This is a genomic window from Salinivibrio sp. ML198 (assembly GCF_001996015.1).
Lineage (GTDB): Bacteria > Pseudomonadota > Gammaproteobacteria > Enterobacterales > Vibrionaceae > Salinivibrio > Salinivibrio siamensis.
In genome coordinates, this window is sequence record NZ_MUEZ01000024.1 from 1 (window position 1) to 16,290 (window position 16,290).

The 16,290-nt window shown below is 50.4% G+C and carries 13 protein-coding genes; 8 read left to right on the forward strand and 5 right to left on the reverse strand.

The annotated features are described in order from the left end of the window. Window positions 1–4,275 (forward strand): VCBS domain-containing protein (locus BZG25_RS14425; RefSeq protein WP_131826119.1); only part of this gene is annotated, 4,275 nt, incomplete at its 5' end. Window positions 4,276–4,386: 111 nt separating this feature from the next. Continuing rightward, complete coding sequence (locus tag BZG25_RS14430) at window positions 4,387–5,298, forward strand: mechanosensitive ion channel family protein (RefSeq protein ID WP_241828726.1); 912 nt, start codon at window positions 4,387–4,389, stop codon at window positions 5,296–5,298. Between the two features lie 70 nt (window positions 5,299–5,368). On the opposite strand, the gene BZG25_RS14435 is transcribed toward BZG25_RS14430, so the two are convergent. Continuing rightward, window positions 5,369–6,709, reverse strand: a complete 1,341-nt coding sequence (locus BZG25_RS14435; RefSeq protein ID WP_046075490.1) for a magnesium transporter — start codon at window positions 6,707–6,709, stop codon at window positions 5,369–5,371. A gap of 218 nt (window positions 6,710–6,927) precedes the next feature. On the opposite strand from BZG25_RS14435, the gene BZG25_RS14440 reads away from it, so the two are divergent. The 5 genes from BZG25_RS14440 to BZG25_RS14460 all read left to right on the forward strand — a co-directional run bounded on the left by BZG25_RS14440 (window position 6,928) and on the right by BZG25_RS14460 (window position 11,426). Then, on the forward strand, window positions 6,928–7,368 hold the full coding sequence (locus BZG25_RS14440) for an ATP-dependent zinc protease (protein ID WP_046075491.1): 441 nt from the start codon (window positions 6,928–6,930) through the stop codon (window positions 7,366–7,368). 14 nt (window positions 7,369–7,382) lie between these two features. Then, window positions 7,383–8,288, forward strand: coding sequence for a 30S ribosomal protein S6--L-glutamate ligase (gene rimK / locus BZG25_RS14445; protein WP_046075492.1), 906 nt, complete (start codon window positions 7,383–7,385; stop codon window positions 8,286–8,288). Then, entirely contained in the window at window positions 8,254–9,342 is a 1,089-nt protein-coding gene (locus tag BZG25_RS14450) for a succinylglutamate desuccinylase/aspartoacylase family protein (protein ID WP_046075493.1), read from the forward strand. The genes rimK and BZG25_RS14450 overlap by 35 nt, the downstream gene beginning before the upstream one ends. Window positions 9,343–9,449: 107 nt before the next feature. After that, window positions 9,450–9,893: a peptide-methionine (R)-S-oxide reductase MsrB gene (msrB, locus tag BZG25_RS14455; RefSeq protein ID WP_077579485.1), complete on the forward strand. Its 444-nt coding sequence runs from the start codon at window positions 9,450–9,452 to the stop codon at window positions 9,891–9,893. Between the two features lie 120 nt (window positions 9,894–10,013). Further along, complete coding sequence (locus BZG25_RS14460) at window positions 10,014–11,426, forward strand: GGDEF domain-containing protein (protein WP_077579484.1); 1,413 nt, start codon at window positions 10,014–10,016, stop codon at window positions 11,424–11,426. Between the two features lie 6 nt (window positions 11,427–11,432). On the opposite strand, the gene BZG25_RS14465 is transcribed toward BZG25_RS14460, so the two are convergent. Further along, window positions 11,433–12,815, reverse strand: a complete 1,383-nt coding sequence (locus BZG25_RS14465; RefSeq protein WP_046075495.1) for a lyase family protein — start codon at window positions 12,813–12,815, stop codon at window positions 11,433–11,435. 154 nt (window positions 12,816–12,969) lie between these two features. Here BZG25_RS14465 and BZG25_RS14470 point away from each other — a divergent pair, with 154 nt between their 5' ends. Beyond that, window positions 12,970–13,254, forward strand: coding sequence for a hypothetical protein (locus BZG25_RS14470; RefSeq protein ID WP_046075496.1), 285 nt, complete (start codon window positions 12,970–12,972; stop codon window positions 13,252–13,254). A gap of 54 nt (window positions 13,255–13,308) precedes the next feature. Here the strand turns inward: BZG25_RS14470 and BZG25_RS14475 are convergent, their stop codons facing one another. From BZG25_RS14475 to BZG25_RS14485, 3 genes are all read right to left on the reverse strand, one after another. Continuing rightward, window positions 13,309–13,776: an ASCH domain-containing protein gene (locus BZG25_RS14475; protein WP_077579483.1), complete on the reverse strand. Its 468-nt coding sequence runs from the start codon at window positions 13,774–13,776 to the stop codon at window positions 13,309–13,311. Window positions 13,777–13,968: 192 nt separating this feature from the next. Continuing rightward, window positions 13,969–15,216, reverse strand: a complete 1,248-nt coding sequence (locus BZG25_RS14480; RefSeq protein WP_077579482.1) for a cysteine desulfurase-like protein — start codon at window positions 15,214–15,216, stop codon at window positions 13,969–13,971. 2 nt (window positions 15,217–15,218) lie between these two features. After that, window positions 15,219–15,854 (reverse strand): 2OG-Fe dioxygenase family protein, encoded by a 636-nt coding sequence (locus BZG25_RS14485; RefSeq protein WP_077579481.1) that lies wholly within the window; start codon window positions 15,852–15,854, stop codon window positions 15,219–15,221. Window positions 15,855–16,290 lie beyond the last annotated feature (436 nt).

A 16,290-nucleotide genomic window follows, 5' to 3' on the forward strand; every position in this document is an offset into this window, starting at 1 on the left:
ATTACCGGCACCGACGACTTACCTGAAGTCACCGGTAGCTTTACCGGCTCAGTGACCGAAGGTGACGAAGGCGATGCGGTCACTGCCACCGGCACCATTGCGATCAGTGATGTGGATAGTGACGACGCGCCAACCTTTGCCGATACCACAGAGAGCGGCACTTACGGTTCGCTAGAGCTGGTCAACGGCAATTGGACTTACACCCTCGATCAGAGCTCAGTGCAGGATTTAGATGCCGGTGATCAAGTGACGGACACCATCACCCTCACCGCAAGCGATAACACACAACAAGATATTGTCATCACCATTACGGGGGCCAATGACGCCCCCACCTTGGCTCAAGCCGTTTCAACACAAACTCTGCAAGAGGATTTTGTTAGCTACACCATTGATCTCAATACGGTGTTTTCCGACATCGACAGTGACGATACCTTGAGTTTCGATGTGGCAAATGTGCCCAGTGGAGTTTCTGTCTCTATTGATGCGAATGGAGTCGCGACCATTTCTTCGGTCGCCGATTGGAGTGGGACAGAGACAGTAAGCTTCCGCGCCACCGATACGCAAAATGCGAGCCTGACCCACGATGTCACCTTCAACGTCGAAGGGGTTGCTACCGCCCCCACCCTCACAGTCAGCCGTGGCGATCAATCACTGACTTATATCGATGACACGGGACAAATCTCCGCCACTGACCCTGGCGCAGGCGGGTCACGTGCGATTCTATCGCCTTTAACAATCTCCGGCACCGCCAATGAATCGGGCGAAACACTTACTTACCGAATCAGCGGCTTACCGGATGATGCAGTATTATCAGCGGGGACAAAAGAGGCAAGCACCGGCGATTGGCTACTCACGGACGCGCAACTGAGTGGTCTTAATCTCGCCTCTCCTGCCGATATTACTGGTGTCACGCTATCGATTACGGCTATCAGTACCGACGGCACGGATCAGGCATCAACCACGGCCACTCTGAATCTAGAAAATGACAGCTTTGCACAGACCGAAGGACAAGCCACCAGCATTGCTAGTGTCGACGGACTGATCAGCAACGATACAGACACACAGGCCTCTGTCACCCGCGTTGCCACCAATGCCAGCCAAGGAGAAAGTGGTAACAGTGAAATTGTGATCGGCCCTGCCACCATCGTCACCGCATTGGGTGGCAGTGTTACTGTCAACGCAGACGGTAGCTTTACCTACACTGCACCGGCAGTGAACCATGCAGGCGGCGGTCACGTCTATGACAGCTTCTCCTACCAAAGTAGCGAGAATGAAGAGTGGACAACCGTGACCTTCGATGTGAGCGACTCTGCGCCGGTAGCCCATGATGATAGTGATAGCGTAGCCTCTGGCGCCTCGACAGGAGGGAACGTGATCACTGCCGGCGCCGGTGCCGATACCCTCGGGGCGGATACCACCACGGTGACCGCGGTTAGCTTCAATGGCACCACGTATGCAGTCAACGGCAGTACTGTGATTGCCACATCGCAAGGGCAATTAACCATTCAACCCGACGGCAGCTACCTGTATCAATCATCGGTCGCGTCAACGACGGATGCCAGCACGCTGGACGATGAGGTATTCACCTATACCCTCACCGACAGCGATGGGGATACGAGTCAGGCGCAGCTCACACTCGGTCATGACAACAATACCCAGTTAAACGCCGATATCGCTTCAGTCAGCGAGCAAGGGTTAGTGAGCGACGATAATAGTCAAACCACCCAAGGTAACCTGTTGGATAATGATACGGGGATTGGCGTTAATGTCAGCCTGCATCAAATTAATGGGCAAAGCTTTGGCAGTGATGGGGTTTTAACCCTCACCACTGCCAGTGGCACTCTGACTGTTTATAACCAAGACAACACCCAAGGTTATCGCGCGGGTGACTACACCTATACGCTCAATAATGCCACCAGCGGTGATAACGTGAGCGAAGCCTTCACCTACACCACCTATGATCCGACGGCGTCTACGGCGTATCGCTCATCGACATTAACGGTCAATGTGCAAGATGACACGCCGACCTCAGACAACATCGAAAGTGCCTTGTACGCGACGGCGGAGAGTAGCTCGACGTTTAACCTTATTCTCACCATTGATCTGTCCGGCAGTATGTCCGATCCGGTTGACCCAAGCGATCCGGATTCACCCACTCGGATGGAAGTCACTAAAGCCGCGCTAAAATCGATGATTGAGGAATACGACAGACTCGGGGATCTTAATATCCAAATTGTGTCGTTCTCGGATACGGCGAGTTCATCAGGCTGGCTTCTTAATGACGCCGCCAGCGCGTTGGATGCCATTGAGGGCTTATACGCAGGTGGCGCGACCCGGTACGATAACGCGCTCAATGAGATCATCAATAATATTGATACATCAGGGATCAGCGCAGATAAGACTATCTCGTATTTTATCTCGGACGGGATGCCCAATGATGACTTTGAAAGTAACACCAGCCTGCAAAGCGCATGGCAAACTTATGTCAGTACGCAAGGTATTGACGAGTCCTTCAGTGTCGGGGTCGGGGATGGCATTACGACATCGCCACTGACACCGATTGCGGCAAGCAGTTCAGGCAATACCAGTGACAATGTGTTGCTGGTCACCGATGAAAATGAGCTCGCCTACTCACTGCTACAAACCATTGAGAGTGGACAAGTGTCAGGCGGTCTCGTGCTGACGGATGATGACGGCAATACTGTCTCTTTGTTCGGCGCCGACGATGGCTATATTTCTACACTCACCTTGGATGGACAAACATACAACTATGACCCGGCGACTGACAGCGCGCAGCAGACCTTTGAAACCGCAAAAGGCGGTATCCTCACCATCAATTTTGATACCGGCGAATACGACTACCGCGTTGCGGTCGACAGAAATATTCTCAACGAGCAAGAGCAAATTGCGCTGACGCTTACCGACAACGATGGCGATACCAGTGAGGTCAATGTCGCCATTAACCTCTACTACGAGGCACGGCTAGATGCCAATCACGATATTGTAATCACCAATATTCATGATGGTAGTCCGATCGTCATTCCCGGTTTGGCCTTAACCCATAACGATATTCCTTCGATGGACAGTACGATCACGGCCACCAGTAATGCAATACAAGGGTCGGTAACGGGCACAGATGACGTCACTTTCACGCCCGATAGTGCGATGAATACGCAAAGCTTCCTTGATCCCATCGGTAACGATTCCGAGTTTATTGCTGAATCCGAACTGGGCGATTTCGCCAGTTCCTTTGCTCAGGCACAGAGCCTAGACCGCGGTAAATTCGGCACCATGACACAGGAGGTGTGGACACACATTGATGCTGGTAACTATGGTGCCAATGCTGCCCTGACGGGGACGGTCCAGAACGGCATTGATAGTGATATGACGAAAATGGATCTTTACCAGAACGAAACCTTACTCTTTGATGATGACCATTGGTTCAATGATCTAAGCGTGAGAGTCTATGACCAAAACCAACAGCTTTTGGACACCCTCAATCCCGACTCTGGCAGCAATAGCTTTACGGCCGGTCAGCAGGGCACTTACTACTTTGAGATCGTTTCCAACAATGGATCTAATGACACCGAAAGCTACGAGATTTACCTGACTTTGGATAGCTCGAATGCGGTGTTACCAGAGCCTGAGCATCAATTTGAGTACACTACCTCTAACGGCAGTTATATGGACAGTGCACTGGTTGATATTATTGCCATTGATGACCAAACGCTAGAAGGTAACTATCAAAGTGAAATTCTCGCGGCCGGTACAGGTGACGACACCCTGATCGGTAACGAAGGAGATGATAGCTTACTCGGGAACCACGGCGATGATACGCTTGATGGCGGCCTTGGCGATGATTTGCTGATTGGCGGCCAAGGTGACGACACGTTGACAGGGGGGCTTGGGTCGGACACTTTCGCCTTTTTGAGCGGTGATCAAGGGTCTATCGGCGCTGAGGCGGTTGATCGTATTACTGACTTTGATGTGCAAAAGGACATACTGGATCTCTCCGAGCTTCTGATTGATGAAGACCAAGACGGTGCGAATCTAGAAGACTACCTAACTCTTGAGGACAACGACCAAGGTGAAGCCACCTTGTACATCGCCTCGGCGGGCGATAATCAAATCGACCAGCACGTGGTGTTTGAAAACCTCAGTGTGGCAGACATGGCTAGTGCATACGAAATTGATATGAGTGGCCTGAGCAGCCAAGAGCTAAGCGCTTCTGTGATTGATGCCATGATCCAACAAAGCAAACTGATGACAGACTAACTCATGCCTAACGCGCACCTTATGCGTGATAGTCGCAAGTTTACGTTTTATTTTGCCTAACAAAGGGGCAGAATAGCGCCAAAACTTGCCAGAAGCATTACGGGAGCGATTTTGTTATCTGAGTTGAAAAACATCGCCCAACTGTTGGTCGAAAACAAACTATTGACCACCATTGGTGTTATCGTCTTTGTTAGCGTGATCCGTCGCCTGATTTTGCGTCATATTCGCGGTGATAGTAACTTTCTCAGCGAAGATCAACGTAAGTGGATATCTCGCACTAAAAATGGTGCATTTAGTCTGCTTTTACTGTTTTTGTTCTTGTTTTGGAACACAGAAATTAGTGAGTTTGCCCTCTCGCTCACAGCCATTGCGGTCGCGGTGGTAGTGGCTTCCAAAGAAATTATCCTGTGCTTTACCGGTTCTATTCAGCGCGCCAGTTCACGATCGTTTCGTATCGGGGATTGGATTGAGGTAGGTAACTCTCGTGGCGAAGTGATCGAGCACAATTTGATGGCGACCAAAATTCAAGAAATTGATACCCATCATGGGCACTATTGCTACACCGGAAAAACCGCGACATTACCGAACAGCTTGTTTTTCTCTACCACTGTGAAAAACCTGAACTTTATGAAGCGCTATGTTTATCACCATTTTCACCTGGTGATCCGTGGCGATATAAATTTATACCCCCATATTCCCGCACTACTGGCGCGTATTGATGATCACAGCGAAGACTTTATGGATATTGCTCGACGTTATAACCATGTGATTGAGCGCCATGCTGGTGTCGATCTTCCTGGCCCAGAGCCTCATCTTTACCTCTCGCACACAGAGACAGGAGAGCAACTGGTGCATGTGCGATTGTTTTGTCCTACCGAGCGTGCGGCCGAATTAGAGCAGCTCATTCGCGAGGATGTGATGACGCTTTATTGCGAAAAGCTGCTCCCCGCAGCAGACGGTAAACTGAGCGAACAAACCGAGCGGTCAGAGGCAGAAACGGCCACACCTTCAACACCGGCTTGATATAAAAAAGCGCTCGTGGCTATCACGAGCGCTATCCACTAAGTAACAACACATCACGCCTAAGAATCACTTACAGTAAAAACAACGTTCCTAAGCCTAAGAAAGCGACAAAACCGACGATGTCAGTCACCGTGGTTAAAATCACTGAGCCTGACAGAGCCGGATCAATCTTCAGCTTCCCTAATAACACAGGTACAAAAATCCCCGCCAGTGCAGCACTGATAATATTGGCGACAATCGCGGCGCCAATCACCGCACCGAGTCCCCAGCTTTCAAACCAATAACCCGCAATAGCACCAATCACAAGCGCCCAAAGCACGCCATTGAGTAGCCCCACTTTAAATTCCTTACTCAAAAGGGGCTTTAAGTTAGCCTTAGATATTTGTCCTAACGCGAGGCCTCGCACGATCAGCGTCAGCGTTTGACTACCGGCAATCCCACCCATTGAGGCGACCACGGGCATCAATACGGCAAGCGCGACCACTTGTTGCAATGTCGCTTCAAACAAACCAATAAACCAAGAGGCCAGAAAAGCCGTCATCAGGTTAATCCCAAGCCATAACGCGCGATTACGCGCACTTTTCATCACCGGGGAGAATAAATCTTCATCTTCATCCAAACCCGCCGTGGCCATGATTTGCGCTTCTGCCCGTTCCGCTTGCATCTCATAGGCAGTACCAAGGTCAAGCCGGCCAATTAACATGCCACCATCATCCAATACGGGTAGCGCGATTTCTTCACTGCTCGCGACTTTGTCGGCACTGGTATAGATATCATCACGCGCATTTAAGCTGGGAAATTGCTCGCGTACCAGCTCACTGATTTTGAGAATACCGTCCGCGCCGAACAACTTATGAATAGGCACCGCACCCACCCAAATGCCTCGACTATCGACCACGAAGACATGATCGCAATATTTTGGCATCACCCGTCGAAGTAGACGGAGTACCACATTTACCTTGGTTTTAGCCGGCACCACCAAAGGTTGATGATCACACCAGTGGCCCACTTGAGTATCCGCATATTGTTGCGCAGAGGCGTAGCGTTGCTTTTGCTCCGAGTCCATCCGACCGAGCGCTTCCTCTAACAGCGGTTCGGTCAACACATCTTGCAGTTCCAACAAGGTGTCCGCGTCGAGATCAGCGAACAGTGTATGTAGCTGTGCCTCATCAACGGCACGGATAACCGCTTCGCCTGCGTCATCGCGCATCTCCGCCAACACAGGAAGCTGTATTGAAGGAGAGAGTTGCTCCCAAAAGCCCACACGATCGCTAACAGGTAAGGCTTCTAATAACAAAGCAAGGCTATCAACACCGTGTGCTTGCTCTATCTCTTGTATCGTTTCGGGCGCACCTTGATCGACTTTTGATAGCAAATCATCAATCACTTCTTGTCTATCACTCGTTTGCATGGTATTTCCTTCTCAACGGTCATCATGTGCACAGAAACCCAGCGACCCGCCCCGGTAGGGCGTCCCTCTCAACCAGTCTCCCATATGCCATGATAGTGCCGCTTCCAGTGTGCGATGGTTATCACATATCATCGCTGATTTTTCAGATTCTTACCACGAATAACCGCTATCACTTCTATGGTAAAAGCAAGGCAGAGCAATAACGAGTAATGATAACAATGCCGGTTCAATCAACGGAAAAAGTGTGTGTGGGTTGGCGCGAATGGATTAGCCTCCCAGACCTAGATATTGCGCGTATAAAAGCCAAAATTGACACGGGCGCGCGTACTTCATGCTTGCATACCTTCAAAATTGAAGAGTTTGAAAAAGGAGGCGCTGCTTGGGTTCGTTTTTGGATCCACCCTCACCAAGGTGATGACGAACATGTTATTCAAGCGGAAGCGCCCGTGCTTGCGCGCCGTGTCGTGCGCGACTCTGGCGGGCACGAGCAACTTCGCTATGTGATTCAGACCACACTCAAAGCCGGTGAACTGTGTTATCCCATAGAGATGACACTCACCGCACGCGATAACATGCGCTTTCGTATGCTGTTAGGTCGTACCGCGATGACAGGCAACGTCATTGTCGATCCTATGCATTCATTCCTGCTCGGCAAATAGGAGTCCTAACCACAATGAAAATCGGTATCCTTTCCCGGAATAAAAACCTCTATTCCACTCGACGTCTGATTGAAGCGTGCGAACAGCGTGGTCATGAGTATAAAATCATTGACGCGCTGCGCTGTTACATGAGCATCAACTCCACACAACCGTCAATTCATCTTGCTGGCGAAGAGCTAGAAGGGTTTGAAGCCATCATCCCTCGTATCGGCTCATCGGTGACCTTTTATGGCTGTGCCGTACTGCGCCAGTTTGAAATGATGGGGGTTTTTCCCGTTAATGAGTCCGTGGCTATCACCCGCTCTAGAGATAAGCTGCGCTCGATGCAATTGCTGTCGCGCAAAGGCATAGGCATGCCACATACTGGGTTTGCTAGCAAGCCTGGGGATGTTGGAGACCTATTGGAGATGGTCGGCAGTGCCCCTGTGGTCGTCAAACTGCTGGAAGGCACTCAAGGCATTGGTGTCGTCCTCGCCGAAACCAAAAAAGCGGCTGAAAGTGTGATAGAAGCCTTTATGGGCCTAAAAGCAGACATTTTGGTGCAAGAGTATATTAAAGAGTCCAGCGGCGCCGATATTCGCTGTTTTGTGATTGGTGACAAAGTCATCGCCGCGATGAAACGTCAAGCCCAGCCAGGGGAGTTTCGCTCCAATTTACACCGAGGTGGTTCCGCAACCTTGGTACGGATCACACCGGCAGAGCGTCGAACCGCAATTGCTGCGGCTAAAGCCATGGGACTCAATGTCGCTGGGGTCGATTTACTGCGCTCCGAGCGCGGCCCTTTGGTGATGGAAGTCAACTCCTCACCGGGGTTAGAGGGCATAGAAAAAGCCACCGGGAAAGACGTCGCGGGTATGGTGGTGGAATACATCGAAAAGACTGCTAATGCCAAGAGGACGCGAACTCGTGGTAAGGGCTAAAAGAAACAATGCTATCGATATCGGGGGTGAGACCGTTAACCCAGGTGATCGCCTTAGCTTAGAGCTGGAAATCGCCAAGCTTTATACCCACGCCCCACTCAACGTGAGTATAGAGGTTCTTAACGGCAAACTATCGGGCCCTACACTGTTAATCTGTGCGGCCATTCATGGCGATGAGCTCAATGGTATCGAGATTGTTCGCCAAATTATGGCGAGAACCGACACCCAAAAACTACGCGGAACAATCGTTGCCATTCCCGTTGTTAATGTATTTGGCTTTATTCACAAGTCTCGCTATCTGCCGGATAGGCGTGATTTGAATCGCTCCTTTCCGGGCTCTGAACGTGGCTCAATTGCCGGGCGCATGGCGTATCAGCTGTTTAATGAAGTGATTAGCCAATGCACCCATGTGATCGATTTGCATACCGCCGCTATCCACCGCACCAATCTGCCACAAATCCGCGCCAATTTAGATAACCCAGAAGCGGGGGCGATGGCGACCGCATTTTCCGCCCCTGTGGTTGTCGACGCCGCCTTAAGGGGCGGCTCCTTACGCGCAGAGGCAGAGGCAATTGGCATTCCGGTGATCACCTATGAGGCCGGTGAAGCCCTACGCTTTGAGCCTTACGCAATTAACGCAGGGGTCAGGGGAGTGATACGCGTAATGCGCCACTTGGGTATGCTGCGTCAGTCGCGGCGTAAATTACCTTACAAACCCGTCACAGCCAGAGCAACCCGATGGGTGCGCGCCGACGCCGATGGCATATTCCGCAGCCACATTGCACTGGGTGAAATGGTCTCCAAGCAACAAGTAATCGGTATCATTTCTGATCCAGCAGGCAGCCAAGAGGTAGAAGTGATCGCGCCTCAGAGCGGTATCCTCATCGGGCAGCAAACACTGCCCGTGGTCAATGAAGGTGATGCTATCTTTCATATTGCTTTTTTCTCACAGTCTGACGATTTGATTGAACAACACTTGGAGGGTTATCGAGACCAAGTCAAAGACGACCAAGATGATGAGTTAAAGTGGGGAATTGGTACGCTATCAACATGATCGAGTCACGAGAAACAAACCGTACTACTTGCATCGAGCAATAAGATTCATAACACTACGCGTTTTGTAGCACGGGCAGCCGCCCGTTCAATAAGAGGAACGACATCATGCTGACATGGCAAGACATCGTCGCTCGAAGTGAAAGCGGTAATCTCGCGCCGCCGTCGCGGGTTGAGAAAACAGACCAAGAGTGGCAAACACAACTCAGTGAAGAAGCCTTTCGTGTTACCCGGCAAAAAGGCACAGAGCGCGCGTTCAGCTCAGGCATGTGTACGCTCTTTGAGCCAGGGCGTTATGGGTGCACATGCTGCGGCACCTTGCTGTTTGATGCGCATGAAAAGTTTGATTCAGGTACAGGCTGGCCCTCGTTTACGCAACCGGCGCAAGATAATGCTATCGCTTATCACAAAGATAGCAGTCACGGGATGACACGGATTGAAACCACCTGTGCGACCTGTGACGCGCATCTTGGCCATGTATTTCCTGATGGTCCCCCACCATCTGGTTTACGCTTTTGTATGAATGCCGTCGCGTTGAAAAAGCTCGATTAAAAAGTACCTGTCCCGCTGAAAACGCAGAGCTCTACCTCGGCTCTGCTATACTATTCATTAACCGTACTGCCGCTATCAATCACGTTTATATCCTATTGCATCGCACGACGCAGAGGTGACATGCTACTGGGGCTCTCTCTACCTTCCGCTCGCCACATTTTGTTGTGGAGCTTCATTTACGGGGCAATCGTCTGGCTGGATATGCGCTATTTATCCGCGATACTCGATGTCCACACGGTCACCTTGCTCAATATCTCCAGTGGCCTTGCGGTGGTATTATTCCGGCATCTAGGAATGGGGATGATACTCCCGCTTATCCTTGCCGGCTCTCTTGGCCACGGTCTAGCCGCCATCGCCCGCATCGAGTCGCTCCATCTCGCGACAGGCATTTTTTTTGGTACATTTTTAACGCTCGCCTCGGCGCTCTCCGCATGGCTATGGCAAAAGTATTATCCACATTGCCTGGATACAGTGCGGGCCCTTTTTCGGTTTGTGCTCGTTGGATGCCTATTCCCCGCAATAGTAATGATGGCCATTGTCGCGATCCCGCTTTATATCGATGATCAGTTAGTTCACGGACGACTACAATTCTTGACCATTGAATTTATGATGACTTACACCACATCAACACTGCTTTGGGTCAGCTTGTACACCGCTTGGCAAAGGCTGGGGATCGACTGGTCAAAACTCAGTTGGCAAAACGTGGGCTACGTCACTGCCATTATGGCACTCACACTCATCAGTTTTTCTGTGTTTCCAGGCGCAATCTACATCGAGCTTGCGTTGCTGATTTATATCGCGTTCTCCGGCCATTGGCGTACGCTTCTGATTGGTCTTTGTGGCTTAATCATCGTGTCTATCTTAATGGTACCATTCGATATGGGCGCATTCGCGATCCCTAACCTCTATGACGGCGTGTTAGCACTGCTTATTTTTATCTTTACCACCGTACTGGCCAGCATCAGTATTTCCATCCAAGTGATGGAGTATAAAAATGCCGTGGCAGCACGAGACAGCTGGCAACGAAAAGCCAGCTTAGATCCACTGACGGGCACCGTTAATCGCTACGGCCTATTGCCTGAATTAGCGATTGAATACGAACGCGCTCGGCGAACGCAGTACACCTATACGGTCGCAGTCATTGATGTCGATAACTTCAAACAATTTAACGACACATATGGCCACTCCGCCGGCGATCGCGTCTTGCAAGATGTTGCTGCTGAGATCACACGCGCCGTTCGCCAAACCGATTTGGTGGCTCGATATGGTGGGGAAGAGTTTGTGATTATCTTTCGCAATACTGACAGTCACGATGCCTACTATGTGGCCGAGCGTATTCGCCAACGTATTGCGGCGAATACCTCACAGTTTGACAATCAATCGCTCACCTACACGGTCAGCTGTGGCTTATCCGAAAGCCGCCCAAGCGATAGCCACCCTGAGCAAGTATTTGACCGTGCCGATGATCACCTATATACCGCCAAAAGCTTGGGACGCAATCGTGTGGTGGTAGCGCCCAACACGGCGGAGTGAGCCGCGCTATTCCGCAATGCCGCCCTTTGTCAACTTGGTTGGATCAAGCAGCTGCGAGAGCTTCTCTCGACCCAGCTCGGTCTCTTCTTCGGCGACATCGAGAATGGGGCGGCCTTGTTGGTATGCTTTCTTGGCAATCTCTGCCGCTTTCAGGTATCCCACAACGGGGTTAAGTGCGGTCACTAAGATAGGGTTACGAGACAGCGCGGCTTGTAGGTTATCTTCTCTCACGTTAAAGCTGCGAATCGCTTTATCAGCAAGCAGTCGGCTTGCGCCAGCGAGCAAGTTGATGCTTTGCAACACGTTCGCGGCAATCACTGGTAACATCACGTTAAGCTCAAAATTCCCTGACTGACCTGCCACCGTCACTGTGGTGTCATTGCCCATCACCTGAGCTGATACCATCGCCGCCGACTCAGGGATCACTGGGTTGACCTTGCCTGGCATAATTGACGAGCCGGGCTGCAACCCTTCCAGCTCGATCTCACCGAGCCCTGCGAGTGGACCGGAGTTCATCCAGCGCAAGTCATTACTTAGCTTCATGGTTGCCACGGCGGTCGTTTTTAGCTGGCCGTGAAGCGCAACCAACGCATCTTGGCTACCAATGGCAAAGAATGGGTTCTCACTGGCAGTAAAACCCGTCTTGCTAAGCGCGGCTACCGCTTCGGCAAAACGCTCGGCAAACAATGGATGAGCATTGATCCCGGTTCCCACCGCGGTGCCACCCTGAGCCAGTGCGCGTACCGATGACAGGCTTTGGGTAATTTGTACCATCGCGTGCTCGATCTGCTGAGACCAAGCCTCTAGCTCTTGGCCGATAGTAACAGGCATGGCATCCATCAAATGGGTACGACCCGTTTTCACGATGTGGCCAACTGACTGTTTCTTTTCCTGTAACGCATCACGCAGATGCGCGAGTGCAGGTAGCAGCTTTTGCTCACAGCCTAATGTGGTACTGATCTGAATGGCCGTTGGTACCGCGTCATTGCTGCTTTGGCTCATATTGACATGATCGTTAGGACTGACCGTCTCACCGGATTTCTCTGAGGCCAAGGTAGCCAGCACCTCGTTCATGTTCATATTAGAACTGGTACCAGAGCCCGTTTGAAAAACATCAACAGGAAACTGTTCAATGTGATTCCCCGCCATGATTTCTTTTGCGCTCTCACATATGGCACCGGCAATCTTACTCTCTAACAACCCTAGCGACTCATTTGCCTGTGCCGCCCCATGCTTCACCATCGCCAGCGCACGAATAAAGTCCGCTGGCATCGTCTGATCACTGATTGCAAAATTATTCACCGCACGCTGTGTTTGAGCCTGATACAGCGCCTGCTCAGGCACCTCGACATCGCCCATACTGTCTTTTTCAATACGTGTTTTTGTCATTTTGATACCTTCCTTTCACGTTACGATAATGGTTATCATTAACATATTACGCCTGATAAATGAAACGCGCTGATGCGACGGATTGAAAAACCCCGTGCTTGAACATCTGCTATGGCCTAATATGGTGCCCGCGTCACAATCAATGAGTAATAATATGCAAGATGAAACCAGTACCAGTATCGCTAACTTGATTGAAGTGGTTGAGAACCAGATCGCCGACCAAGACCCTAAAAAGGTAGCAGAAACCTTGATGCGCCTGCGTATGACCGGCTATTCACGCGACGAAGCTATCGAGTACATTGCCTGTGCGTTAATGGTTGAGATCTATGATGTTAGCCATCACAACGGGCAATTTACCCTGTCTCGCTATGAAGCCAACTTAGACACCCTGCCAGACATGCCATGGGCCGATGAGATTAATTTGGATATCGGTGAGTAGACCTATAGCTCTGATGGCCGTCATCGAAAAAGCCGCTGGGCGCGGCTTTTATATTTAGAGCGGGTAGACCTTTTCAAACTCTTCAAGCACCACATCCGATTGCTCATCAAAATGCAGGCCGTGTGTTTTAGCGTACTGGGAGAAGTAACCCCAATGCGCTTCGTGCCAACATTGGTACGAACCATCTCCCTCGCCTTCTCGTGCGGCAAATTCAGCGCTGACTTGGTTAAACGGGCAATAGCTCACCTGTGTGGTTTTGACGATGCAAACGGGTCGCTGGTGACCATTAAGGACAATCTTATAATGTCCTTTTTGCGGGATCACCGCATTTTTCTCTTCCAAAGAACTACGCAACCGGCAGTGCGCTTTCTTTTTATTCAAACTCACCAAGGTCGCGACTTCATTGGCTCTGACGGTATGGTGGCTTAACGTATCGACTACCACCATATCGTCACTTGGCCGCTGGTGAGTTGGCAGGGTCGCCAGGTACTGGTGCCAAAAGGCGTATTGTTCTTCAGTCATCTCTCTCGCCTTGTTTTCTTTTTGAATGGTTTCTTGGGCAGTTAAACGACGGTTATCTTAACGCTCTGTTTCGTTTTCGCCTATGCGCCAGCTAACGTTTCACATTTTTCTTACAACGAAATAAAGGTCGCTGACACTAACCAACCAATATAAAAAAGCGGCCAGGATGGCCGCTCAGAATAGAAGAGACGTTTAATCGCTAATAAATGGCAATAAGGCTTGGTGAAGCCGGTCAATTTCATCAATTGTGTTGTAATGCATCATACCGATGCGGATCACACCGCCTTTATCTAAGATATCAAGCTGCTCACACAAGCCTTGGGCGTAGAAGTGTCCATTCCAGACACACAAATTTTGCTCGCCAAGTGCTTGAGCAACCTCAGCAGGTTCTGCTCCCTCTATGCGGATCGCAAACGTTGGAGTGCGTTTATCGAGCTGATTATCGTCGGTAATACCATAAATACGTACTTTGGGATAAGCGCGCATCAACTGGATAAAATGTGCTGACAGTGCTTGCTCATGCGCTTGATACTGCGCATAGCTTGCCGCTAGCCTTTCTCGTAGTGACGACGTGGGATCACCCCATTGTGCGAGATAGTCAACCGCCGCGATAAACCCCGCGATGGCCTCAAAGCTTTGGGTGCCTGTTTCAAATCGGCCGGGGCCTTGATTAGTCGCAGGTTCCACTTTATACGGTTTTAACGTCTGTACCCACTCAGGCGCGACATAGACAAAACCAACATGGGGTCCAAAAAACTTATACGCCGAACAGGCAAGGAAATCGCACCCGAGTGCTTGCACATCCACTAAGTGATGGGGCGCATAATGCACCGCATCCACATACACTTTGGCGCCCACTTGTTTCGCCATCTCTACCACTTTTTCCACATCCACCAGACTGCCTGTGGTGTTAGAGGCGAGTGTCACCGCAATCAACTTAGTTTTGTCGGTTACTAGGCTGGCAAGGTGGGTCATATCGATAGAATACGTCGACTCATCAACACGTACCTGTTTCACGATCGCGCCTTTGTCGTGCGCCGCTTGTTGCCAGCTAGATACATTTGAATAGTGATCGAGTGCCGAAACAATCACTTCATCTCCCGCCTGCCAGTCGCGACTGATCGCCCGACTCAAAGAGAAGGTCAAGGTGGTCATATTCGGACCGAATACCATGCTTTCTGACGATGCGGCATTCACAAAGGTGGCTGCCACATCACGTGCGCGCTGCATAAGCTCGGTGGTATAACGACCAGAGAAAAACTGGCCGCCCAGATTGGCATTGTAGTGCCCTAAATAATCCACCATAGCGTCAAGCACCGCGCGGGGCACTTGCGCGCCCCCAGGCCCATCGAAAAATGCGACGGGTTTGCCTTCAATGATTTGCGCGAGTGCGGGAAAGTGGCCCCGAACAGCATGGGGTGAAAAACCTGCCGGTGTCATCGTTACTTCCTTGTTGCTGTGAGTACAAATACATCCATCGTGCCCGGTTTCTGGTTATCCACGGGCGTAATCGGCTCAGCGTAATGCCATAGTGTACGGTCATCAAGTGCCGCCATTTGTCCCGGTTCCAGCGGCAGGCTAAACAGCGGTGCGCTGGTTTTATGACTAAATACCTGAAAGTCACCGCCCTCAATATTATCGCGGCCAATACTGACAATGGCGATATGATCAAAGCCGTCTTGGTGAACGCCTTCTGGGGCGACTTGCACCGACTGATTATCCGCCTGAATACGAATTTGGTGGATTTCAATATCGTTATCGTCACTTAATTGATACACATCGCGGAACGTGCGACACATGGCATGAAAGCCGGGCTTTTGCACGGTTTCTGATTCAATATCTTCAAATGTTCTCGCTACGTCACCTTGGAACTCGTTAATGTCCGAGGTTTGCATAAACGGTCGCGGTGGTAGTTTTTCGACGCCCCCATTGAAAACATGAACCACCGAGTAACGGCGAAGTCGATAGCCACCATCAGCATGTGAAGTGCCTGGAAGATTACCAAACGAGGGTTGAAGCTGCTTGATGTGATTATCGTCCAGTTGATTGAGCTGCATGAGTAGTGAAGACGTATTCATGGCTTTCTCCTTTTATCTGTACCGACGCACGCATTGATGCTAGGGCCGTTGCCAGATACAAGATTAACAAATGCGTTACATGTTATGTTTAACTAAATCCCCTGTTATTTCCAGTTTCAACCCTAGATTTGTCGACCATAAAAACATCAATCAGAATTATCCGCTATTGATAACCCTTAAGCTATTGAAAACCTCCAACCCGAAAGTTAACAAATATTAAACATCAGCATTAATCACCAACATGAAAACTATTAGCAACATATTAAATCACCACCTCGCCACTTTTCTGTCACGAAAAGTTGCCATGAGTGATAAAACAGGATGTTATAGATAAGGTTCCGCCCTTTTGTGGCTGTGTCTATCCGTTTATCGCAACCGTCTGAACTCACAATTCGCGCTATACTGTTAAGACACGCTCTGCAGCTTGGGGGAAATA